Raw genomic sequence first — 23,194 nt, forward strand, 5'->3', positions numbered from 1 at the left:
ATTTTAGCATCAAAATCAACAAATTGGGTGATATTTTTGTAAATAAAAATTATAAAAACTAATCTGAATTTCAAACATAATTTCCCTGTCCTGTAAAATAAAAACGCCCCGGTTCGGAGCGGAACCGAGGCGTTTTTTGGCATGAACCAGAGAATCTCTACATCAAGAAGATCGCCAGCACCGTCGCGGCCAGCAGACCGGCCATGACGGGAAGGAAGTTGCGGCGGGTGAGTTCATCGGGGGAAACGCCAGTCACGCCGGAGATGTCGAGGACGCCCCACGGGACGAGGGTGCCGCCGCCGCTCCAGATCGCGCCCATCTGGCCGAGGGCGGCGAGGACGGCGATGTCGACGCCAGCCGGCACACCAAGCGCCTGAGCCAAGGTGCCGACCATGACCAGACCGGAGAAGCCGGAGCCGTCGAGCCCGGAGATGATGCCGATCGTGACGATGATGATCGCCACCGGCACCGCTGTCAGCGGCACGATCGTCGACAAGGCTGTGCCCAGGTCGAACAAGAGACCCGGCGCCCCTTCGCCCAAGATCTGCGGCGCGACTTCCGGCGAGCCGAGGAAGAAGAAAGCGGCGATCGGAATGACCGGAGCGAAGATTTTGATCGCAAACACAAAACCTTCCTGCAGCGCGCTCATCAGCTCATGGTGGGCTTTCGTTTTAAACTCGCCAAGCGCGATCAGGATCAGCAACAGGAATCCCACACCGCCGACCAGCGCTGTGGCATCGCCGCCGCGCAGCTCCAGCCAGATCGTGGTGAAGATGACGGCGACGAAGGACAGCGGAACGAGCCAGGCCGCCGTTTTCGCCACCGGGGAAAACGTGTCGCGCACCGCTTCCTGCTCGGGGATCTCGGCTGTGATCACGCCTCTTTTCATATCTTTACGGAGCATGAAAAAGGCGAGGGAGACGGAGACGAGACCGGTGACGAGCACAAGCGGCCAGCTCGCCGCGATCATCTCGCTGACCGGCACACCGGCCGCCTGCCCGGTCAGCTTCGGCGCGCCTTGGATGATGAAGTCGCCGGACAACGAGATCCCGTGCCCAAACAAGTTCATCGCCACGGCGATCCCGATCATCGGCAGCCCGGCGCGCAGTGCAGCGGGGATCATCATCGGCCCGACGGTCATCGTGGCCGGCGTCGGCCAGAGAAAAGCAGAGATAAGGCCTTTGACCGCCCCGACGGAGAAAAACGCGCCGGTCGGGCTTTTGAACAATTTGCTCATCGGACGCATCAGCAGATAGTCGGCGCCGACCCGCTCCATCATCCGCAGCAGAGCGATCATCAGCGCGATGATCAGGATGATATCGAAGAGGATTTTGGCGGCGGTGAGGTTCGCTGTGAACAGCGTCTGCCCGGCCGTGACGAAACTGCCCGACCAGATCCAGCCGATGATCAGCGTCCCGATGACGGTGACGGCGATGACGCCGCGTTTGAAGACCATGCCCAAGATGACCAGCAGGACAACTGCAAGATAAATCCAATGTGAGACTGTAAGTTCCATACTTCCCAACCCCCTTTTTGGGCAAATGCCTTTTCAGCATGATATGGGGACTGGGCGGAAAAAGTGAAAAGGCCGCGCGATGGCGGCCCTTTCTTGTTTTCTATACTTTACGGTATCGGCGCAGGGCCAGGATGTTCAGACCCAGGAACAGCAGGCAGTAGCCGAGCAGCACCCAGAGCGCGACTTGGATGTCGCCGAGCCCTTCGCCGCGGATCATCACGCCGCGCAGCGCTTCGGCGGCGTGGGTCAGCGGGAGCGCCTTGGACAGCATCATCAGCCAGTCCGGCATGTTGCGCAGGTCGAACAGGCCGCTCATGAAGATCTGTGGCACGACGACAAGCGGGATGAACTGCACCATCTGAAACTCGTTGCGCGCGTATGCCGACAACAGCGTTCCCAGCGACAAGGCTACGGTCGCCAGCAAAATGTTGATCACCAGCACCGCGCCAAACGACCCGACCGACTGCACGCCCAGCACGTTTAAAGCAAACCATTGCACCAGCGCCGTCTGCAGCACCGCAAACACGCCAAAGCCAAAAAAGTAGCCCAGCACGATCTCAAACCGTTTGATCGGCGTCGCCAACACCCGTTCCAGCGTCCCGCCCGTACGTTCGCGCAGGAACGACACCCCGGAGATCAGGAACACGAAGAAGAAGATAAAGAATCCGATCAGCACCGGGGCCAGATAATCCAGCTTCGTCAACCCCTCGCCCCCGTGCAAAAACTCTACATCCATCCCGCTTGGCAAATTCATGCCCGGCGCTTGAGGCACCACCTGCCCGTTTGGCATACCCGGTACAGGTTCCATCCCCTGCCCGTTTGGCACTCCCGGTACAGGTTCCGTCCCCTGCCCGTTTGGCACTCCCGGTGCAGTCGTTATCCCCTGTCCGTTTTGCCCGGCGTTCTTCGGTTCTACTGGCAACCCATCCCCCGTGCTCTTGCCTTCGGCAAGGCTTTGCACCGCCTGTTGCACCGCTTGCTGCACCGCTCCGTTCACGGCGGGGTCGGACCCTTCCAGCATGATATGGACTTTGCCGTCGGCAAGGGTCAGATACCCGTCCGACTCACCGTTTTGCAGATTCTCTTCCGCGATCTCCAGCGACACGTTACGAACGGTCGCATCGGTCGCTTCCAACTGCTCAATCAACACATCCGGCAGATCCACTACATCTATATCGGCCTGTGTCGTCGACGTCGTCAGAACGACCGACAACAGCCACAGCACGAACAGCGGCGCGATAAACAGCATCGCCACCGAACGCTTATCCCGGATCACTTGCTTCAACAACCGCTTGGTCAGCGCCCAGATTCTCATGCCTGCACACCTCCATAGCGCAGGAACGCCTCTTCGATCGTCGCCGTCCCCGTCTCCTCTTTCAACCGCGCTGGCGTGCCCAGCGCAATCAGCTTCCCTTCGCGAATCAGCCCCAGGCGGTCACATTGCTCTGCCTCATCCATCACATGTGTCGTGATCAAGATCGACACCCCCTGCTCCTTCAAGCGCAGGAACTCGCGCCAAAAGTCTTTCCGCAGCACCGGGTCGATCCCCACCGTCGGCTCATCCAAAATCAAAATCTCCGGCTCATGCAACAGCGCCACCGCCAGCGACAACCGCCGCTTCATGCCGCCCGAATAGGTCTGCACCGGCCGCTTCGCATGCTCGCTCAACTGCACCAGTTCCAGCAGCTCCCCGATGCGCTGCTTGCGCTTCGCCCCTTTTACACCAAACAGCTCCGCAAAAAACACCAGATTGTCATACCCGGTCAGATCGTGGTACAACGCATCCGCCTGCGCCATATAGCCGATCCGCGCAATCGTGCCGTAATCGGGCATCTTCCGCCCCAGCACCAACACTTCGCCGCCCACATACTCCCCGACCGCCGCAATCGTCTTCACCAAGGTCGTCTTGCCCGACCCCGACGGCCCGAGCAGCCCGAGAATCTCCCCGCGCCCGATCGTAAACGACACATCATCGAGCACCACGCGCTTGCCAAACTTCTGCACCAGATGGCGCACTTCCACCACCGCATCCTGCACCCGCTTGCTCTCCATCCGCCTAGCCTCCTCTTCCAGCTCGTATTACTGCTCTTTGTTCAATACCCCGTGCAAATACAGATCGAGCAGCCGTCTCAATTCCGTCTCCTCATCTTCAATCCGCAACGCTTCCGGCGCGATGTTCTTCATCAAAACATACCCGCCCAGCATGCTCATCAGCCCGCGCAACGCCAGCACTGGGTCGATGTCGCGAAACGTCCCCTTCTCCACTTCTTCCCGGAAAAACTTCGACGCCACCTCGACCAGCTTCGGCGCCAACTGCTCCCGGACCGGCTGGAGCAGCTCCGGATGAAACGCCGCTTCGGCCGCCACCGTCTTGATCAGCGGCAGATTCTTCTCCACCAGTTGCACCCGGTCGCGCATCACATCGAGCAGCACGTCTTCCACCGGGCGCTCCTTGCGCGTTTTGAAAATCCGCTCCACCGACATCAGCATCAGCGGGCGGAAAAAGCGCACGACCAGCGGAATGACCATCGAGGTCAGCAGATCCTTCTTGGTCTTGAAATAATTAAAAATCGTCCCCTCCGACACCCCGGCTTCCTTCGCCACTTCCGAAGTCCTGGCCGCACTAAACCCTTTTTCGGAAAAAACTTTCACGGCCGCTTCAAGAATTTGCCAGTGCTTCTCGGTCAGTTCCTCTTCAATCCGGTCATAATTCAATTGTTCGTCGCTCATGCCAACCTCCATGATTGAGTGCTTACTCAATGAGTGAGTCATTACTCAGAATATACTCCCCATGTTTCTAAAATGCAACCAAAAAAAGACGACAGCATCTTCGCTGTCGTCTTTCTTCTTACTTAATCAAGCCTTCCGCTTTCAGCCATTCGCGAGCGACGTCATCCGCTTTGCGCTTGTCGACATCCACTTGCGCGTTCAGTTCGGCCATCTCCGTTTCATCCATCGTGCCGGCCAGTTTGAGCAGCTCGGTTTTGACTTCCGGATGCTGTTTCACCGTCTCCTCCCGCACGACCGGAGCGGCGTAGTACGGCGGGAAGAACTTCTTGTCATCTTCGAGAATGACCAGATGGTTTTTCACCAAACGACCATCGGTGGAGAAAGCGTCGATCACCTGCACTTCATCTTCCATCAGCGCCTGGTATTTCAGACCGGGGTCCATCGCTTTCGTCCCGGCAAATTCGAACCCGTACGCTTTCTTCAAGCCGGGCAGGCCGTCGGAGCGCTCCAGGAATTCCTGCTCGACGCCAAACGTCAGGTGTTTCGCATGCGCCTGCAGGTCGGACACCTTTTGCAGCCCGTATTTTTGTGCTGTCTCCTGAGTGACGGCCAGCGCGTAGGTGTTGTTAAATCCGATCGGCTCCAGCCATTCCAACTGGAACTCCTCGGAAAACTTCTGTTTCACCACGTCGTACACCTGGTCTTGGTCGGACATGACTTTCTGTTCCAAAATGTTGACCAGACCGGTGCCGGTGTACTCGACATAAGCGTCCAGCGTGCCGTTTTTCATCGAATTAAACACCACATCGGTGCCGCCAAGGAACGATTTGACGGTGACTTTCAGGTCTGTATTTTCTTCAAGCAGGATGCCGACAACGTTGGCCATGATGTCTTGCTCGGTAAAATTCTTCCCGGCAACTACGATTTCATCTTCCGATTTGCCGGACAGCAAGGAGCCACATCCAGTTGCGGTAACCATGGTCAAGCCAAGTGTGGTGAGCAGAAGTGCCTGTGTTATTTTTTTCATCGAATCATCCTTTCGTTTTGGAGGGATCAGCCTTTGCGGATGCGCAGGCCTTTCGGTGTTACGCGCCAGTCTGTATAGGCGAGCACGAGATCGAACAGCACTGCCATCACAGCGGCCGGGATCGCGCCAGCCAAGATGATGCCGGTGTCGACCATCGAGATGCCGCGCAGGATCAGGTCACCGAGACCGCCTGCGCCGATAAATGCGGCCAGTGTCGCCACGCCGATCGTCATCACGGCAGCGGTGCGGACACCGGCAAAGATGACGGAGCGGGCGAGCGGGAGTTTGACCAGACGGAGCATCTGCCAGCGGGTCATGCCCATGCCGCGGCCCGATTCGACCAGCGCCGGGTCAACGTCCAAGATTCCGGTGTAGGTGTTGCGCAATATCGGAAGCAGGCCATACGCCACCATCGCAATGATCGCGGGCAATGGTCCAATCCCGAACATCGGAATCAAAAAGCCCAGCAGCGCCAGACTTGGGATCGTCTGCAGCACCGAGACCAGCCCGATCACCAGTCCCGCCGCCTTGCGAAAGCGGGTCAGCAAGATCCCCAGCGGTACGGCGATCAGAATCGACCAGAACAAAGCTACTAAAGAAAGCACCAAATGCTGCATCGAAGCATCTACAATATCAGTCCAACGGTCCTGCAAAACAAATAACAAATCGCTCAACAAACGCACCTCCTGTTAGTCGTACAAATCCAATCCTAACCTGCTCCCCCTACTCGCTTGCGGCGGCTTCTTCCAGATACGGTTTTGCCAGCACATCGACAAGCGACGAACGGGTCAGGAGCCCGACCAGCCGCTGCTCGGCATCCAGCACTGGAACATATCCGTATGGCACCGTTTGCACGAGCGGAATCGCATCGATCAGCGGTGTCCCGGTCTGCACAGTCTGGATCTCGGTGCGCATCACATCGCCGAGCGTCAGCGACTCCTCCTGATACCCGCTGTGAATGTCGCTCGTATCGGCAATCCCGAGCAGTTTCCGCGCCCGGTCGGTGACCAGAACCCCCGTCACCCGACGACGATGCATCGTCTGCACCGCTTCGGCGAGGCCTTTGCCTGCGCCCATCGTGACCGGACTGCTCAGCATCACATCGTCCACCGTCCAAGACTGGTGCGACGAGAGACGCTTTTCCCCAAGGAATCCGCGCACAAATTCATTGGCCGGATGGCGCAAAATCTGATCGGGCGTGCCCATCTGCACCACGCGTCCGCCTTGCATCACCACGATCTGGTCGGCGATCTTCAGCGCCTCATCCATGTCGTGCGTGACAAAGATGATCGTCTTGTTCAACTCCTGATTCAGACGAATCAACTCATCTTGCAACTGCTCCCTCGTGATCGGATCGAGCGCCGAAAACGGCTCATCCATCAAGATGATCGGCGGATTGCACATCAATGCCCGCGCTACTCCGACCCGCTGCTGCTGCCCGCCGGACAGTTCGGCCGGATAGCGGTCGCGATACTGACCCGGCTCCAGCCCGACCATCTGCAGCAATTCATCGACTCGGCTCTTGTCCACGCCCTTTTTCCCGGATGCCAGTTGCGCCGACAGCCCGATGTTCTCCCCGATCGTCATGTGCGGCATCAAGCCGATCTGCTGGATCACATACCCGATCCCGCGGCGCAGTTCCACCGCATCCATCTCCAAGACGTTCTGCCCGTTTACATACAAACGGCCTTGTGTCGGCTCGATCAGCCGGTTGATCATCTTCATCGTCGTCGTCTTGCCACATCCTGAAGGTCCGACCAGCACCACGATGTTCCCTTCCGGAATCTCCAGATTGAGATCGGCGATCACCACCGACTCCTCATACTGCTTGGCGACATGCTCAAACACGATCGCATTTGCCAAATTCCAATCCCTCCCATCTTTTTTGCACAGAAAAAGACCCGCAGCAAAAATACAGCGGGTCGCAAAACACGGACATATGCATGAAAAAAGCCCTTGACCCATCTACGCCTACGAGGTTAGCTGACGGACTCGGAAAGATGGTTTCCTACGCTGTCTCTGTGACCAGAGCCAGCCGATTCGCCCCAAAGTTGGTTCCCCCGTTTCCCGACTTAAATATCAGGAATTAAGCAATCTAAATACTACAGACCCCTCAAGGAACACGCAACGAGCATATATCACTGATACGCTTGTTTATTATCTTTATATATGCTCGTCCTCGTGTTTTCATGATTTTCTTTAAGAATCCTATACCAGTTCCGCAATCAGCTTTGGCAGCCACTCCTGCAGCTTGGTAAATTCATACCCGGCCGCTTCTGCTTTTTCCAGGCTCATATAGTACGAACCAGGCGCGCCAAACGGCGAACGATCCTCTTTTTCAAACTCCTGAACAACCTTCGCTGCTTGGCCGGTCGCCTGCTCGATCATCCCCATCATCTCGCGCAGCGTGACCGTTCCGCTCGCCGCCGCATTCACTTCCCCGGCGATGTCGGCCGTCGCTGCCCAGAGCAGGAAATTCCCCGCTTCCTGCGAGTGGATAAACCCTTGGCGCGACTGCGGATTCGGCATGCCGATCGGCAGACCGTTCTTCACGCGGTCGACATGCCAGTGCAGGCGTTTCGTATAGTCATCCGTCCCCATCACCACCGGGAAGCGCACCGCAACGACCGGCAAATCGGACTGCTGGAAAAAGACCGCTTCCGCCTGCTGCTTGCCTTCCTGGTAGCCAAACGCGTCTTTGCCGCCCCACTTGATCGGCAACTCCCGCGCATTAAAATCGGCTTCCCCATGCGCTTCCTCCGACAGATCGTACACCGACAGCGTGGATGTGAACACATAGCGCTGCACCTTGCCTGCAAACAGTTCCACCGCCACCTGCGCATCGTTGGACGAATAGCAGATGTTATCAAAGACGACATCATATGTACGATCACCGACCGCTTCGCGGATCGAGTCCTTCTGCTCGCGGTCCACGATCAACCGCTGGACCCGGTCGCCATACTCATCTGGCGTCTTGCCGCGCGTGGCGATCGTCACATCCACCCCGCGCGCCAGCAGTCCGTTCACCAAATGCTTGCCGAAAAACTGCGTGCCGCCAAAGACCAATGCCGTTTTCATTCGAACCCCTCATTTCCCAGTATTTTCTCAGTATTCCTTCAATTGTACTACAGTTTATTTTGTAAGCAAAACAAAACCGTCTCTGCGAAAGAGACGGTTCTGCTGTCCACACCGTTGCCGTGTGAAAGAGATAAAGTTGCTTATTGCCACCAAGGCGCTTTGTTCACGACCCAGCCGCTGCCGGTGGTGGTGAAGATGATCGTGCCTTGCAGGTCGGTGCGGTAAATCTTGATGCCTCTTGCTTTCAGTTTGTTGATCGTCTCAGCATGCGGATGGCCATATGAGTTGTTCAGACCGCAGGAGATGACCGCCACAGACGGGTTTACTTTGTTCAGGTACGCGTCGGTGGAGGAAGTGCGGGAACCGTGGTGCCCGACTTTCAGGATGTTCGCAGAAAGCGTCTGGCCGGATGCGACCATGTCTGCTTCCGAATCATGTTCCGCGTCGCCGGAGAACATGAAGTTAGTGGAGCCATAGGTCAGGCGGATGACGCCGGAGTAGTCGTTGGTCAGGGAGTACGAAGTCTTGACCGGAGCGACAAAGTTCGCTTTCAAGGTCTTCGAGTTTGCGGTGGTGCTGAGGATCGTCGTGTACGCTTTGGCCTGGGTGATCGCGAGGCCTTTTGCATTCGCCGCGTTGATCACGTCGGTGTAGGTGATGGTGGTTTTGGAGATGTTCGGCATGTACAGCTTGCCGATCGTGAAGTTCTTGATCACGTCATCGAGACCGCCGATGTGGTCTTCGTCCGGATGGGTGCCGACCAGATAGTCGACGCGGGTGACGCCTTTGCCCTTCAGGTAGTTGACGACGGTGGTGCCGTCAGCGTTGTTGCCAGCGTCGATGACCATGTTTTGGCCGTTCGGGAGCTGGATCAGGAACGAGTCTGCTTGACCGACATCAATAAAGTGCACTTGCAGGTTGGTTGCGGCGGACGCATGGTCGCTGAGCGGTGCGTTTACGCCGGTGCTCGAGATAAAAATCAGAGCCAGGGCGATCAGAAATGCGCGTTGCAGGTTACGGAAAAATGCCATTTTCAGTAAAACCTCCGGAATATAAAATAATTTCTGATACTACAAAAGCAACGGTTAATGTAATTCTATCACAAGTCCAAAAACTTGTTTACTAAGCTATAGTTAAAAAACGAACGTTTTTAGTCAATTTTATGTAAAAGGTTCGACTTTCTCACTCAGAGCATGTTATGCTCACTTTCACGGAGGTGTCTCGAAATGGACGAAAACAGAACAGGCGTGTGCATCATCGACCGCTTCGAAGAAGAGTTGGCCGTGGTCGAATTCGAAGGGCGCTTTACTTTCGACCTGCCCCGCTCCCTGCTCCCGGAAGACGCAGCAGAAGGCGATGTGTTGCGGATGAACATCACCATCGACCAGGCGGAGACGAAACGCCGGCAAGAACTGGCCGACGCCATGCTTCGCGCAATCATGAAAACGGACGAATAGAAAAACCCTGCCGGCTGCCCGGCAGGGTTTTTGTTTACGATACGGTTGGACGCACGTTCGTCTTTTTCGTATAAATCAGGTACACGATCGCCGTCAGCGCCAGCATCACGCCGGAGAAGGCGAACACCGCTCCGATCCCATATGCACGGCCAAACGCGACGCCGATCATCGGGGCTGCGAGCAGCATCACGCCCTGCATCGCATTGGAGACGGAAAACACGCGTCCCATCAGCTCCGGCGGCGTCTCCGATTGCAAGAGGTAGCCAAACGGCACCGACGTGCCTGCACCAAGGGCGCCGACGATCAGGCAGACGGCGCACCAGAAGACGATGCTGCCGTGCACGATGTTCATGCCGCCCAGCCCGATCACCACCACCATCGCTCCGGCGAGCAGCAGCGACCAGCACATCATGCGCAGCGGATTGCCTTTCCAGCTTGTCCACTGTCCGGCGATCAACGATCCGGCGACCGCTCCGATGCCAAAGGAGCTGACGACCAGCCCGTATCCGATCTGCCCGAGGTTGAGCGCGATCGTCAGCGGCGCGTAAAACGCATCGTATAGAAACACGAAAAACAGGTTCAGCGCAGCCAGCGAGATCGCGACGACCAGGATGCGCTTTTTCGAAATATGGGCGATCCCTTCTTTCAGTTCGCGCCAGAAGTTTTTCTCCGTCTTCACTTCCTCTGCGCTCGGCTGCACGTTCGGCAGGCGGAGCAGGAACAACAGCGCGATGCCGTACAGCACCGCTTCGGTCATAAACACGAACTTCGGAGCCACAATCGCCATGAGCAGACCGCCGATCGCAGGTCCGATGATCTTGGTCGCATTGGCGCAGGTCTGGCTGAGCGCGGTCGCTTCGGCCAGTTCCTCTTCCGGCACGACCTGGCGGAACAGGCCTTGGCGCGCCGGATCAAACATCACGGCAAATACTGTCTTGGCAAAGACCAGCGCCAAGAGCACCGGCAAGTTCGGCGCGAAAATAAAGCCGATGACGACCCCGATCCTCATCAGCGTACAGATCAGCATCACTTGTTTGCGCGGCAGGCGGTCGGCCCACACACCAAGCAGCGGCCCCAAAAACACCCACGGCACCGCCACCGCCAAGTCGATCGCCGCATTGGCGATGATGTCCATCCCCCAGTGATAGGAGACGAGCAGGTTCAGCGCGATAATGTCAAACCAGTTCCCCGTGTCAGAAAACACCTGCGCTGTGAACAGCGTCCGAAACGGCTTTTTCCTGAGCGGGGTGAAGATTGTTTGTTTTTTCATGCCCGGACAATCCTTTCCTTGATTCATCTCTCCATTGTAAGGGAATTTGCTTTATTATTATAGAAGGGAAATGAATGAGCAAGATCAACCGAGTTGAAGGGGGATTTTCACATGAAATTCAGCGAGATGTTACGCGCCAAGGCGGATGCCAGCTGGCAGGCCAGCTTCGACCACCCGTTTGTCACCGGGATCGCAGACGGCAGTCTGCCCTTGGATTCTTTCAAATACTACATGTTAAACGATTCCTACTACCTGTCCGTCTTCGCAAAAGTGCAGGCGCTCGGCGCAGCGAAAGCGGCCGACCTCTACACCGCCTCGCGCATGGCGGCACACGCGCAAGGCACGTATGAAGCAGAATTGTCCCTGCACGAAAACTTCTCCAAGCGCCTCGGCATCACGCCGGAAGACCATGCTGCCTTCGAACCGGCGCCAACCGCATACGCGTACACCACCCACCTGCTCGCGGTCGGCTATACCGGCACGCTTGGCGAGATCATCGCAGCGCTCCTGCCCTGCTACTGGCTGTATGCGGAGATCGGCCATCGCCTGCAAGGGATGAAGCCGGAGGTTGAGATCTACCAGGAGTGGATCAACGCGTACGGCGGTGAGTGGTTCGACACGCTGGTCAAAGAACAGATCGACCGCCTCGACGCCTTGGCCGAACTAGCCTCGCCCGCCGAGCGTTTGCGCATGGAGCAGCACTTCCTGATCTCCTCGCAATACGAACTGTCCTTCTGGGGCATGGCGTACTCGTTAGAAAAATGGCAGGCGCCGGTCATGGAAGTTCTGTAAGCACAGCCTTTTCATGCTACACTAGAGAGGTTGTTTCTAACAAATAGCTCACTGGAAAAGGTTGATATACATGAATCTCGTATCTGTCATCGGACTCACCAAAACATACGGCGAAAAAGTCCTGTTCCAAGACCTCACCTTCGGGATCGACAACGGCGACCGCATCGGGCTGATCGGCGTCAACGGCACCGGCAAATCGACCCTGCTCAAGGCGATCGCCGGCGTCGAGCAGGCTGATTCCGGCCAAATCGTTACCGCCAACGGAGCAACGATCGAGTACCTCCCGCAAAACCCGGTGTTCGACGATAAGCTGACCGTCCTGCAGTCGGTCTTCCAAGGCAGTTCTCCGCTCTTGCGGCTGCTCGGCGACTATGAGCAGCTGCTCGCCGACCTCGCCCTGCGCCCGGAAGACGAAGCGTTGCAGTCCCGCCTCGTCAAGCTCTCCCAAGAGATGGACGCAGGCAACGCCTGGGAGCTGGAAGCAAACGCCAAGACGATCCTCAACCGCCTCGGCATCACCAACTACAGCGCGATCGTCGGCAACCTGTCCGGCGGTCAGCGCAAGCGCGTGGCGATGGCCCGCGCCTTGATCCGCCCGTCCGATCTGCTGATCCTCGACGAGCCGACCAACCACATCGACAACGAGACGGTCGAGTGGCTGGAAAGCTATCTGGCCAAGATGAAATCGGCCCTGCTGCTGATCACGCATGACCGCTACTTCCTCGACCGCGTGACCAACCGCATTTTGGAGCTCGACAAAGGCAAGCTCTACTCCTACCAAGGCAACTATGCGACGTTCCTTGAGCACAAAGCAGCCCGCGAAGAGCAGACTCTGGCCAGCGAAGACAAGCGCCAGAACCTGCTCCGCCGCGAGCTGGCCTGGCTCCATCGCGGCGCGAAAGCCCGCACGACCAAGCAAAAAGCCCGCGTCGAGTTCGCCGAGAACCTCCGCGATCAAAAAGTGGACAAAGCCGCGTCGAAAATGGACATCGCCATCGGTTCGCAGCGCCTCGGCAACAAAGTGTTTGAGCTGGAGCACATCACCAAGTCGTATGGCGACCGCACCTTGATCCGCGACTTCTCCTACCTGATCGGCCCGCGCGACCGCATCGGCATCATCGGGAAAAATGGCAGCGGCAAGTCCACGCTGATGGAGATCATCGCCGGGAACATCGTCCCGGACGGCGGCATCGTCGACACCGGCAGCACCGTCAAGCTCGCTTACTACACGCAGGAGAGCATCGAGATGAACGAAGAGCTGCGCGTGATCGAATACATCCGCGAAGCCGCCCCGTACATCCGCACCATCGACGGCGAAACGATCTCCGCCGGGCAGATGCTGGAGCGCTTCCTGTTCCCGCCGAGCTCGCAGTGGACGCCGATCGCCAAGCTGTCCGGCGGTGAAAAGCGCCGCCTGTACCTGCTGCGCACCTTGATGGGCGAACCCAACGTCCTGCTGCTCGACGAGCCGACCAACGACCTCGACATCCAGACCTTGACCATCCTCGAAGACTATCTCGACCACTTCGACGGCACGGTGGTCACCGTCTCCCATGACCGCTATTTCCTCGACCGCGTGGTCGACCGCCTGATCTGCTTCGAAGGGGACGCGAAGATCAGCACCTACATGGGCATGTACTCCGAGTATCAGGCGGAGCGTGAACTGCTCGCACCGGAGAAAGACAAGCCGGTCAAAGCAAAAGAAGATCCGCGAGCTGCTGCAGACGATACGCCTGCCAAGAAGCTCAAGTTCACCTACAAAGAGCAAAAAGAGTTCGAATCGATCGAAGAGCGCATCGCCGAACTCGAAGACAGCATCGCCTCTGTCCAGGCCGAACTGGCTCAAGGCGGCACCGACTACACCCGTCTGCAGAAGCTGACCGATCAGGAGCAGCAGCTGCAAAACGAACTCGAAACTGCCGTCGAACGCTGGGCGGAACTGAACGAGCTCGCCGAAGAGATCTCACGACAAAAAGAAGCAGGCCGCTAACGGCCTGCTTTTGTTTTGCCACTCGCTTTGCCGACCACCGAAACGGCAAAATCGACCGTGCCGCCGCGCAAGAGCGGATGCCGCGCACAGACGCCCGCCCGGCCGTCCCGCGACCAGGTTCCGACCAGCGGCACCATGCCCGGTTCGGCCGCCCACGGCCGCAGCACCGCTTGCTCCGGCAGGAAACGGCTGCCCGTGCTGCGCGCAATCTGCCAGTCTCCGCGCTCCGGATTCACGACGAGCAGATCGTCCTTCCCATCCCCATCAAAATCCCCGAGGAGCAGCTGCCAGCCAGCCTCAACCGCCCATTTTTGCAGCCACGGTTTGCTCCCGATCCGCAACCTTGTGCCTGTGCAAGCTCCGACTTTCCACGTTCCGGTCGCCGGGTGCCACAGCACCAGTTCGTCGCGCCCGTCGCCGTCCACATCGCCAAAACCGGCCACCCAGTCGGTGCCGGTGCGCCCAGCCGCGCCGTCATACGCCGGGGAGAATTTTCCCCCGTCGCTCGCCGCCAGCAACCAGTCCCCCGTCCGCTTGTTCCACAGGGCGAGGTCCTTGCGTCCGTCCCCGTTCCAGTCGGCCAGATGCGGCTCCCAAGCCTCGCCCCGCGCCAGTCCGGTCAGCCAGACCGTCGGTTTCTGCCACGAATCGCCGTCGCTCAGCGCCACCGAAAACGTGCCGGCCACCGCGTCCCACAGCACCAGATCGTCCCGTCCGTCACCGTTTACATCGCCGACCATTGCGCGTCCCGGCCCCAGCCTCTCGCCGATCACCCTTGCAGTAAACGGTGCGCTTTGCCGGCAGGGGAACGTCTCCAGACTGCCCGATGCCGCCTGCCATGTTCCCGACAAAGGCTCCCTGACCAGCAGCTCAGAGATCCCGTCGCCATTCACATCCCCGGTCAGCACCTCCGCCCCTGGGAAAAAGCCGGTCTGGCGCATCGACGGCACGAGGCTGACCAGCGAAAGGAGCGGCACAAACTCGTATTTTTGCTGCTGAAAGCACTTCACCAGCCGCTTCAAATACGACCCTTCGTCATACACCACCCGCTCCCCCACTTTGCGGATATAAGGGAACTCTAAATACGGGTGATAGAAAAATCCGGCGATCTCGTCGTCCTTAAATCCTTTGATCGCCCGGCACATGCGCTTCAGCTCTTGCTCCGGCTTGGACGCGTCGAGGTAAAACAGCGGGGTCGGCACATACACCGCCCCGCGATACAGCGGCGAATCGGTGTCATGGGTCACGACATGGTGCATCTCGCTGCTGTGCGGATCATTTTCAAAAAACAGCCCCGTCCAGCCCTCCAGCACGCGGCGCTGCACAGGCGACGCCGTGTAATGCGGCGCTTCAAACCAATCGACCTGCAGTCCCGACGCAAACACAGCCAGAAACCCCTGCCGCATCCGCTCCGACGCATACGCTTGCTCGAATGCGCCCCGCTCCTGATACGCCGCCGGGTCATCATCGGGCGGGCAATCAGCGGTGCAGTCACCATAAGCAAATTCAAACCCATCCCCCGACACCGCCTGCCCGTATTGATGGCGGTACCCGTGCATGCCAAGCGACCCGCCCCGATTTTGCAGATGGCGCATCGTCGAAATGAACTTCTGCACCAACGGGTCGCGGCGGTCGCCGATCGATCGGTCATAGCCGGTCTTGGGGTTCACAAATCGCGGAATCATCGCCACATGAAACGGCACGCCGGACGACGACAAAAAGTCGGCGATCACCCGCAGTTTCCACAGGCTCTCCTCCGACTCATAAAAACCGCCCGGCCCAACATCCTCCAGGCGCAACAGCGCTTTTCTCATCGAGATCACCTCTTGTGCGTTCGCCTTACCAGCCTATGCAGGCAAGAGGGCTCCTGCGAGATGTCTACTTCATTTCCAGCGCAGTTTTGATCCATTTTTCTAACGGCGGGGTCATTTGCAGCGGTGTCACGATATCCAAACGGTGCAGGTACACAGTGCCGTCTGCCAGTGCCGAGACATTCAACTCCTGACACAGCCCGGGGAGTTCGGACGACAGGACGCGCAGCACATACCCTTTGCTCCGCTGATCTTTGTTTGCGCCAGACTGGGCTGTGCCTGTCTTGGCCGTCTTGATCGCTTCCAGCGCCAAGGCGGGGTCGTCGCTCGATGCGATTGTCTTCTGCATGCCTTGACTGTCCTGCAAGAGCAGCCCGTCCCACTTCACCTTGTCGAGATCAACCTCAGGCACATCTTCCGCCCGGTACAAGACGTGCGGGAACATGAAGCCGCTGACCACCACCCAGTCCCGATTGGCCTGACCGTCCACTTCCCAGATCCAGAATCCCTCTCCGGCGTGCCCGATCCGCTCGCCGACGGCGATGTGGCGCAACGCGGAGTTTGGCTCGGCCACATACGTCCGGCCTTCGCCTTGCAGCGTCTGCTGGCCGAGCACATACTCGACCCGCATGTCCTTCCACAGCTCATAGCCCCACCAGCCGCCAAACAGCACGGGCAGCAAGAGTGCGGTCAGCAGCCAGTACCGCTTTTTCACTCGTCGTACCTTGCGTCTTCTTCGCGCGTGATGCCTTCGAGGATCAATTCCAGCTCCGTCTCAAAATTCAGCATGAGCGGCCCTGGCAGCTCGTCATAAAGCTCGGCGATCTCCGGCATGGCGAGCGCTTCGTCTGTTGTGCGCGGCTTTTGTTCACGCGCCTCCAGCCATTCCTTCATCTCGTCGACAAACGTGTAAAACGAGCTTTGAAAACGGTCAGCATCATCGCCTGCGCTGTCCAAGTCGCTCGACTGCATCAGGTTCCAGTTGGTGATCATCTCGTCATAAGCAGCTTTGACTTTGTCCCACATAGGCTTACTCCTTTGCCATCTCTTTGGCGCGAAGGTTGGTCGCCGCGACCGCTTCTTTCATCAGCGCCGGAAACTCGCGCTCTTCCATCACGCGCAAGCCCGCAGCTGTCGCGCCCCCCGGCGTCGTCACCTGATCGCGGAGCACGGCAGGCGCCGGGCCATCTTTTAACATCAAGGCTGAGCCGTAGACCATGCCGACGATCATCCGGCGCGCCTGCTCCTCCGACACGCCAAACTCCTTGGCCGCCGTTTCCAGCACTTCGGCAAAACGGTACAAAAACGCCGGAGCCGAACCGGTCACCGCCGTCAGCTGGTGAATCTGCTCTTCCGTGCATTCTTCGTAGATGCCGATGCCGTCCAGGATCATCTCCAAGACTTCCTTATGCGCTGCTTTGACCTCTTTGCCGTATGTGTAAAGCGAAACGGATGCGCCCACTTTCGCCGCCGTGTTTGGCATGACCCAAGCGACCGGCGTGCCTGCTGGCAGATGCTCCTCCATCAGTCCGGTGCCGATGCCTGCCGCCACCGTAAACACAAATTGCCCGTCGACGAGCGGCCCCAGTTCGAGCAAGGATTCACGCACTTGGCCCGGCTTCATCGCGAGCACGATCGTGTCGGCCTTAGCGACCTGCGCTTTCCAGTCGTGCGTGGCGGTCACGCCGTATTTGCCGCGCAGCTCCTGCAGGCGCTCTGCGTTCGAACGGTTGGTGACGATGATCTCCTCAAGATGGTCTTGCTTACGTGCCAGCAGCCCGGAGATGATCGCTTCCGCCATCCGTCCCGCGCCTAAAAATAAAATTGTTTGTTTGTTCATCCGTGCACGCCTCCTTTTGCACTATTTTCTTATAAAGCAGGAATGAAAGGCAAGCCTGTACAATACTAGTTCGTAAAGAAGCGAGGTGAGATGATTTGTTGGAATTTTTCGACATACGTGGCTTGCCAGAGCCGTTTGCGCTGTTTTCCTTTGGGCATCTTCTGTCGTTATTTCTTATTTTCTCGGCAATTGTTTTTCTGTTTTGGTATCGCGAACGGCTGAAAGAGGAGCGTATCAATCGTTTGACGCGCTACGGGCTGGCCGGGTTGCTGTTGATTTCCGATCTGGTGTTAAACATCTGGTTCATCCAGGCCGGGTCGTGGACGCTCGATTACAATCTGCCCTTGCAGCTGTGCACGATCTCCTTGTATCTGTCGGCGTTTATGCTGATCACGCGAAGCGTGCTCTTGTTCGAATTTGCGTTTCTGGTCGGCATGGGCGGCGCTTTGCAGGCACTGCTGACGCCAGACCTCGGGCACTACTCCTATCCGCATTTTCGCACCTATCAGTTCTTCATCGCGCATGGGGCGATCATGCTGGCCGGGTTCTACATGGTGTTTGTAGAAGGGTTCCGCCCGACTTTACATTCGATCTGGCGCTCGATCCTCCTGCTGAACATTATCGCCGCACTCGTCGGCCTCGCGAACTGGCTGACCGGAGGCAACTACATGTTCCTCGCCCACAAGCCGGGCGCTGCGTCGCTGCTCGACCTGCTTGGGCCGTGGCCGTATTACATCATCTGGCTGGAAGCGGTCGTGCTGGTGTCCGTGCTGATTTTCTACCTGCCGTTTGGCCTACAAGACCTCTGGCGCAAACGGACCGGGAGAGGGAATTGATCCCTCTCCTTTTTTATATCGTCAGCGTCGTGCCCCAAAACGCCTTCTCCCCGCGCTCCGGCAGCGTCGCGATCATCTCCCGAAACGGCACCGGCATCAGCTGGCATGCTGTCAGAGCTTCCATCGTGGCCGGGACCCAGTAGAACTCGAGATGGTCTTCCGCCGACGCGGGATTCACGCCCGCTGTCAGATCAGGGGAGGTGACTTCAAACACCTGCGAGATTTCAAAATGGTGCATGTCTTTCTCCGTATCTGCCCAGTCCGCCTCCAGCAGCCCGATAAACCGCCCGACTTCCCCGCGAATGCCGATCTCCTCCTGCAATTCCCGAGGCAGGGTCGCCGCCGCACTCTCTCCTAGCTCGATGTGCCCGCCCGGCAAAAACGTGTTCTCCCAGCCCTTTGCGTGCGCCACCAGCACCTGTCCGTCCATGATGATGATGCCGCGCGCGATGTGATGAAACTTTTTTTGCATCAGTTCTCCCCCTGTTCGTCCGTCTGTCGGATTGCTAGATTACCACGTCTTGGAAGAACCTTCAAGGGGTGATATAGTAGATTCGGGGAGGGATTTACGAAGATGACGCAACAACATCCAACCATCCTCATCACCGCAGGCGGCACCTTGGAAAAATGGGACGAGGTGCGCGGCCACACCAACCTCGCGCGCGGCACGATGGGATGTTATTTAGCAGAACAGGCTTTAGAAACTGGTGTGCAAGTCGTGTATCTGCATGGCTATTTTGCACAGTTCCCAGAGCCCCATCCGAACTTGCGGCTCCTTCCGTTCATGGGGATTGCAGACCTCGCAGAAAAAATGCAGACCGCGCTCACGACCGAAAAGATCGACGCCGTGATCATGACGGCCGCCGTGTCCGACTGGGTGGTCGACAAGATGCTCGACCAAGAGGGGAACCTCATCACCGACACCGGCAAGATCTCCAGCGACAACCCGCCGGTCGTCCATTTCAAAAAAGCGCCGAAAGTCATCTCCCGAATCAAAGACTGGAGCCCTGACACGTTCCTCGTCGGCTTCAAACTCGAACACAATGCCGACCCTGACTACCTCCTGCAGCGTTCACGCCAGCGCATGGACACCTGGCGCGCCGACCTCGTCGTCGCCAATGCGGCCAGCTCGCTCTACACCGCAGCGACGCCGCACTACCTCGTCCCGCGTACCGGCGAAGTCACGGTCTGCCCGGATAAAAAGACAGCCGCAGCGCAACTGCTGCAACTTCTGTCGCACCAACTGGCAAAGGGAGAGGCATAACGCCTCCCCCTTTACGATCTTCACGTTCGCGGCCGCAGCAGAACAAATCCCCCATACGCCACCATGCAGCCCGCCGTGTTTAACATCACATCATCCACGTCCACAAAGCGGTACGGCCAGCCGATCGCCGCCCCGATCAGAAACTGCAAAGCTTCGATCGAACAAGAGATCACAAGCCCCGTCACCGTGATCCGTAACAGTGACTGCGAACCTTTCCAGATCATCGGCACCAGCACCGCCAGCGGCATCAAGAGAACAAAATTACCGCCCACCAACCGAATCAGCGTGCCTGCCCAATGGATCTGCATCGCCCCGTGGACGAGCAGCATCGTCGAATAAAACGGCACAAAACTATAAAAACGACTCGGATCATCCTGCACCGCAAACTCCTCCGCGATCGGAATCGGAAAAAATGTCACCTTGATCAGCGCACACAGATAGAGCAGCAGCGCCACATGCAGCAGCCGTTTCCGCCACCCCCAGTCGCGCTTTCTGCTGAAGACGAGATACGCAAGCAGCACCGCCGCCACATACCACAATTGAAAATCCAACACTTGCAGCTTCATCTCCTTTTCAAAAACACTCCCATCTATTCGAGATGAACTCGCGATTTTCCTTGACATCCCTTGCCTGTTTGTGGAAATCTATGAGATACCAAGTTTTTCGGGAGGTAGAAACAGGCATGATGTATCACTTCAGCGAAGACCCATCGATCCGGCATTTCGAACCGCGCCTGCATCCGTCACACCCGGACAAGCCGGCGATGGTCTGGGCGATCGATGAACAGCGCGCTCCCATTTACTTTTTCCCCCGCGACTGCCCGCGCGTGACCTTTTGGGCCAAGCATGACACGACAGAGGCAGACCGGGAGCGCTTTTTGGCCCATACGAACGCACGCATGGTCATCGCCGTGGAAAGCCGTTGGCTGCCACAGCTGCAGAACACCCAACTGTACGTCTATCACCTGCCCGATGAAACGTTCACCTGCATCGACGAAGGAGCCGGTTATTTTACATCGCTCGAAGGGGTCACGCCTCTTCGCGTAGAGCCGGTCGGCGATCTGATGGCCCGGCTTGGCGAAGCAAATGTGGAGCTGCGCCTGACCCCGTCCCTGTACCCGCTTCATGATGCGCTGCTCGATACCACGCTCCATTTTTCCATGATCCGCATGCGCAACGCCACCCGTTAAGAGGAGGAACCGACAATGTTTGACAAAGGCCTACCCCGCGACGATGTCGCTTATAACCTGATCTACAACGAAGAAACTGACCAAGTTTTGATGGTGCACAACGAGACCTACTGGGGTCTCCCCGGCGGCAAGCGCGAGGACGGTGAAACGCTGATCGAAGCGGCCAAGCGCGAAGCCAAGGAAGAGACCGGCTACGACGTGGAGGTTGGCAACCTTGTCCACATCTCCGAACGCCAGGTCCGAGGTGTCCACGCCCTGTTCGTCACCTTCGCCTCCCGCATCACCGGCGGCACGGTCAGCTTCGACGACTCCGAGATTCAGGCGGTCGAGTGGAAGCCGGTCGAGGAAGCGGAAGCCCTGATGCCTTGGCTCGGGGACATCCGTGGGCTCTTGAAGAATTCCGCGATGTATGTGGTTCAAGACCATCATGTGGAGGCGGCTGCAAAACAGCTCCAATTTCTCCATTCCTATAGCGACGACCCGGTGAAAAGAGCCAGCCTGATCTCCCTGTTCAAGTCGGCGTTTGGCATCCCGCCCGAATTTTTCCACGACCTGTTGGCCAAAGGGTTCTGGGACCCGACCTACCGCCCGCTCTCCTATTTCAAAGGTGAGAATGCGGTCGCCAATGTCAGCTTGTTTGACTTCCCAATCACCCTGCAAGGAAAATCGGTCCGGGCAGCAGGCGTGCAATCAGTCATGTCACATCCTGAATATCGCGGGCAAGGGCTGATCCGTCAGCTGTTTACCGAGCTGCTGAGCCGCTATGAGACGGAGTATGAGCTGTTTTTCCTCTACGCGCGCGAGCATGAGATCTATGAGAAATTTGGCTTCCGACTCGTCCCGCAAAGCCATTTCCTCTGTGAAAATGTACATCGTGCTGCGGGCGATCACCCTGCGCCGCGAATACTCGATGTGCAAAACGAAGCGGACAGCCGCCTATTAAAAGACCTGTTCGCCTCGCGCCGCCCCGTGTCTGACGTCTTCGGCCCGGAAGCGCATATGTCCCCGTTTTTCTTCGCGACGGTCGGTTCCCCGGAAATCAAGATCGCCTATTTGCCTGATCAAAACGCTGCTATCGCGTATGCGTTGCAGAACAAAACGCTTCATCTCTACGACATCATCTCCGCCCAGATTCCCAGCCTTTCCGTTTTGCTGGCAGCCCTGGGACTCGAGATTGACCGGGTCGAAGTCTACTTCACCCCCGACCTGCTGGATACCGGGTTCACCGTGCTTGAACCCACAACGGACGCCAAGCTCATGGTGCGCGGCGAGTTCCCGGATCAGCTCCAATTCCAACTTCCGCCGACCGCTGAATTTTAAATAGAAAACCGCTCTCGGCCATCCTGCGCCAAGAGCGGTTTTCTGTTGCCTACTTGTAATTTTCATTGATGATCGCCAGCACCTGATGATCTTCCCACTTGCCGTTGATCAGCACGTTCTGCCGCGCGATGCCTTCTTTCACAAAGCCAGCCTTCTCCAGCACGCGGATCGAGCCGAGATTGTGCGGCATCACCCCGGCTTCAATCCGGTGCAGGTTCAGCTCTTGAAACCCATACTCCACCGTTTGCCGCACCGCTTCGCTCGTGTACCCTTTGCCATTTTGGTGCTGATCGAGGTAATACCCGATGAAACAGGCCTGCAGCGCCCCGCGCAAAATCTCCGCCAGCGTCACATTGCCGATCAACTCACCTGTCTCTTGCAGAAAGATCCCAAACGAAAAGCGCTGCCCCTCTGCCATCTGTGCCTGCTCTCTTTTGATGCTTGCCAGTTGCCCTTCCAGCGTGTAAAACTCCTCCGGGCGCACCGGGATAAACTTTTGGAAAAACGCCCGGTTTTTCACATGCAGATCCAGCATCCCCTGTGCATCCTCTTCCGCCAGCAATTTGATAAAAATCATCCTCGTCAACCTCCCTTATACTAAAAAACGCCACAGGTACCCACCTGTGGCGTCCATCCTCTAAAAGGAAAACCAGTTTTTTCTATTGCTAGCGTACCACAGACGGCCGCGATTTCACAACCGCATGAACGGCCAGCCAGAAAATCGCCATCGCCAGCACCGGATGCAAAGCCCCTGCCAGCGGCAGCAGCACGGTCAGATTCGCCGTCACATACATCGCAAACGTCAGCACCACCAACGCCCCACTTTGCCAGCGCAAGGCATTCGGCAGTTTGCCCGCAAAACTCAAGATCAGCATCACGATGTCCAGCTTATCAAAAAAATGCACAAACGTCGTATGATTCACCCAATGCGCCGGGTCCACAAACACCGACATCCCGGCCAGAAACACCTGTGTTGCCACACAAAGCGCAAACAAAATCGCTACCGCAAAAAATGCAATTCGTGCCACGCGCACGCCACCTGTCATGTTCATCATCCCTTCTCGTTTACCTGAC

25 protein-coding genes and 1 riboswitch are annotated in these 23,194 nt (G+C 57.6%); of the genes, 7 read left to right on the plus strand and 18 right to left on the minus strand.

Going from position 1 to position 23,194, the window contains the following annotated elements; translation table 11 throughout:
• Positions 1-157: 157 nt before the first annotated feature.
• From CBW65_RS01735 to CBW65_RS01775, 9 genes are all read right to left on the minus strand, one after another.
• A complete protein-coding gene (locus CBW65_RS01735; protein WP_087455307.1) occupies positions 158-1,516 on the minus strand; it encodes a hypothetical protein in 1,359 nt (452 codons plus the stop codon).
• A gap of 100 nt (positions 1,517-1,616) precedes the next feature.
• On the minus strand, positions 1,617-2,831 hold the full coding sequence (locus CBW65_RS01740) for an ABC transporter permease (RefSeq protein ID WP_087455308.1): 1,215 nt from the start codon (positions 2,829-2,831) through the stop codon (positions 1,617-1,619).
• On the minus strand, positions 2,828-3,568 hold the full coding sequence (locus CBW65_RS01745; RefSeq protein WP_087455309.1) for an ABC transporter ATP-binding protein: 741 nt from the start codon (positions 3,566-3,568) through the stop codon (positions 2,828-2,830). Before CBW65_RS01745 ends, CBW65_RS01740 begins: the two co-directional genes overlap by 4 nt.
• Positions 3,569-3,595: 27 nt before the next feature.
• On the minus strand, positions 3,596-4,246 hold the full coding sequence (locus CBW65_RS01750; protein WP_232463423.1) for a TetR/AcrR family transcriptional regulator: 651 nt from the start codon (positions 4,244-4,246) through the stop codon (positions 3,596-3,598).
• Between the two features lie 118 nt (positions 4,247-4,364).
• On the minus strand, positions 4,365-5,273 hold the full coding sequence (locus CBW65_RS01755; protein ID WP_087455311.1) for an ABC transporter substrate-binding protein: 909 nt from the start codon (positions 5,271-5,273) through the stop codon (positions 4,365-4,367).
• A 26-nt stretch (positions 5,274-5,299) separates the two neighbouring features.
• Complete coding sequence (locus tag CBW65_RS01760; RefSeq protein WP_157722164.1) at positions 5,300-5,890, minus strand: ABC transporter permease; 591 nt, start codon at positions 5,888-5,890, stop codon at positions 5,300-5,302.
• 106 nt (positions 5,891-5,996) lie between these two features.
• Entirely contained in the window at positions 5,997-7,136 is a 1,140-nt protein-coding gene (locus CBW65_RS01765; protein WP_269767992.1) for an ABC transporter ATP-binding protein, read from the minus strand.
• A gap of 90 nt (positions 7,137-7,226) precedes the next feature.
• Positions 7,227-7,376, minus strand: a riboswitch (cyclic di-AMP (ydaO/yuaA leader).
• A gap of 105 nt (positions 7,377-7,481) precedes the next feature.
• Positions 7,482-8,351, minus strand: coding sequence for an NAD-dependent epimerase/dehydratase family protein (locus tag CBW65_RS01770; protein ID WP_087455314.1), 870 nt, complete (start codon positions 8,349-8,351; stop codon positions 7,482-7,484).
• Between the two features lie 140 nt (positions 8,352-8,491).
• Positions 8,492-9,382 carry a ComEC/Rec2 family competence protein gene (locus CBW65_RS01775; RefSeq protein ID WP_087455315.1) on the minus strand — a complete coding sequence of 297 codons (891 nt, stop codon included), beginning with the start codon at positions 9,380-9,382 and terminating at the stop codon, positions 8,492-8,494.
• A gap of 195 nt (positions 9,383-9,577) precedes the next feature.
• Between CBW65_RS01775 and CBW65_RS01780 the strand changes: the two genes are divergently transcribed.
• On the plus strand, positions 9,578-9,808 hold the full coding sequence (locus tag CBW65_RS01780; RefSeq protein ID WP_087455316.1) for a DUF3006 domain-containing protein: 231 nt from the start codon (positions 9,578-9,580) through the stop codon (positions 9,806-9,808).
• Positions 9,809-9,842: 34 nt separating this feature from the next.
• On the opposite strand, the gene CBW65_RS01785 is transcribed toward CBW65_RS01780, so the two are convergent.
• On the minus strand, positions 9,843-11,078 hold the full coding sequence (locus CBW65_RS01785) for an MFS transporter (protein WP_157721714.1): 1,236 nt from the start codon (positions 11,076-11,078) through the stop codon (positions 9,843-9,845).
• A gap of 111 nt (positions 11,079-11,189) precedes the next feature.
• Here CBW65_RS01785 and tenA point away from each other — a divergent pair, with 111 nt between their 5' ends.
• Together tenA and CBW65_RS01795 are read left to right on the plus strand one after the other, a co-directional pair.
• Complete coding sequence (gene tenA / locus CBW65_RS01790) at positions 11,190-11,870, plus strand: thiaminase II (protein ID WP_087455318.1); 681 nt, start codon at positions 11,190-11,192, stop codon at positions 11,868-11,870.
• 70 nt (positions 11,871-11,940) lie between these two features.
• Positions 11,941-13,860 carry an ABC-F family ATP-binding cassette domain-containing protein gene (locus CBW65_RS01795; RefSeq protein WP_087455319.1) on the plus strand — a complete coding sequence of 640 codons (1,920 nt, stop codon included), beginning with the start codon at positions 11,941-11,943 and terminating at the stop codon, positions 13,858-13,860.
• Here the strand turns inward: CBW65_RS01795 and CBW65_RS01800 are convergent.
• From CBW65_RS01800 to proC, 4 genes are all read right to left on the minus strand, one after another.
• Positions 13,857-15,674 (minus strand): DUF2334 domain-containing protein, encoded by a 1,818-nt coding sequence (locus CBW65_RS01800; RefSeq protein ID WP_087455320.1) that lies wholly within the window; start codon positions 15,672-15,674, stop codon positions 13,857-13,859. The genes CBW65_RS01795 and CBW65_RS01800 overlap by 4 nt on opposite strands.
• Before the next feature lie 64 nt (positions 15,675-15,738).
• Entirely contained in the window at positions 15,739-16,386 is a 648-nt protein-coding gene (locus CBW65_RS01805) for a hypothetical protein (protein ID WP_087455321.1), read from the minus strand.
• Positions 16,383-16,697 carry a hypothetical protein gene (locus CBW65_RS01810; protein ID WP_087455322.1) on the minus strand — a complete coding sequence of 105 codons (315 nt, stop codon included), beginning with the start codon at positions 16,695-16,697 and terminating at the stop codon, positions 16,383-16,385. The genes CBW65_RS01805 and CBW65_RS01810 overlap by 4 nt, the downstream gene beginning before the upstream one ends.
• A gap of 4 nt (positions 16,698-16,701) precedes the next feature.
• Positions 16,702-17,511, minus strand: coding sequence for a pyrroline-5-carboxylate reductase (gene proC, locus CBW65_RS01815; RefSeq protein ID WP_087455323.1), 810 nt, complete (start codon positions 17,509-17,511; stop codon positions 16,702-16,704).
• Between the two features lie 122 nt (positions 17,512-17,633).
• Between proC and CBW65_RS01820 the strand changes: the two genes are divergently transcribed.
• Complete coding sequence (locus CBW65_RS01820) at positions 17,634-18,347, plus strand: YwaF family protein (RefSeq protein ID WP_232463501.1); 714 nt, start codon at positions 17,634-17,636, stop codon at positions 18,345-18,347.
• A gap of 13 nt (positions 18,348-18,360) precedes the next feature.
• Here the strand turns inward: CBW65_RS01820 and CBW65_RS01825 are convergent, their stop codons facing one another.
• A complete protein-coding gene (locus CBW65_RS01825; protein ID WP_087455325.1) occupies positions 18,361-18,819 on the minus strand; it encodes an NUDIX domain-containing protein in 459 nt (152 codons plus the stop codon).
• 102 nt (positions 18,820-18,921) lie between these two features.
• Here CBW65_RS01825 and CBW65_RS01830 point away from each other — a divergent pair, with 102 nt between their 5' ends.
• Entirely contained in the window at positions 18,922-19,611 is a 690-nt protein-coding gene (locus tag CBW65_RS01830; protein WP_087455326.1) for a phosphopantothenoylcysteine decarboxylase domain-containing protein, read from the plus strand.
• A gap of 20 nt (positions 19,612-19,631) precedes the next feature.
• Here CBW65_RS01830 and CBW65_RS01835 read toward each other — a convergent pair whose 3' ends face one another.
• Entirely contained in the window at positions 19,632-20,165 is a 534-nt protein-coding gene (locus CBW65_RS01835) for a VanZ family protein (protein WP_157721715.1), read from the minus strand.
• Positions 20,166-20,293: 128 nt separating this feature from the next.
• Between CBW65_RS01835 and CBW65_RS01840 the strand changes: the two genes are divergently transcribed.
• Together CBW65_RS01840 and CBW65_RS01845 are read left to right on the plus strand one after the other, a co-directional pair.
• The gene (locus CBW65_RS01840) at positions 20,294-20,800 is read left to right on the plus strand and encodes a DUF6886 family protein (protein WP_087455328.1); all 507 of its coding nucleotides are present in this window, start codon (positions 20,294-20,296) and stop codon (positions 20,798-20,800) included.
• Positions 20,801-20,815: 15 nt separating this feature from the next.
• Positions 20,816-22,120 carry a GNAT family N-acetyltransferase gene (locus CBW65_RS01845; RefSeq protein WP_087455329.1) on the plus strand — a complete coding sequence of 435 codons (1,305 nt, stop codon included), beginning with the start codon at positions 20,816-20,818 and terminating at the stop codon, positions 22,118-22,120.
• A 49-nt stretch (positions 22,121-22,169) separates the two neighbouring features.
• Here CBW65_RS01845 and CBW65_RS01850 read toward each other — a convergent pair whose 3' ends face one another.
• Positions 22,170-22,697, minus strand: coding sequence for a GNAT family N-acetyltransferase (locus CBW65_RS01850; RefSeq protein ID WP_087455330.1), 528 nt, complete (start codon positions 22,695-22,697; stop codon positions 22,170-22,172).
• A gap of 88 nt (positions 22,698-22,785) precedes the next feature.
• The gene (locus CBW65_RS01855; protein WP_232463424.1) at positions 22,786-23,166 is read right to left on the minus strand and encodes a DUF6220 domain-containing protein; all 381 of its coding nucleotides are present in this window, start codon (positions 23,164-23,166) and stop codon (positions 22,786-22,788) included.
• Positions 23,167-23,194 lie beyond the last annotated feature (28 nt).

The sequence above is a fragment of the Tumebacillus avium genome (genome assembly GCF_002162355.1).
GTDB lineage: Bacteria > Bacillota > Bacilli > Tumebacillales > Tumebacillaceae > Tumebacillus_A > Tumebacillus_A avium.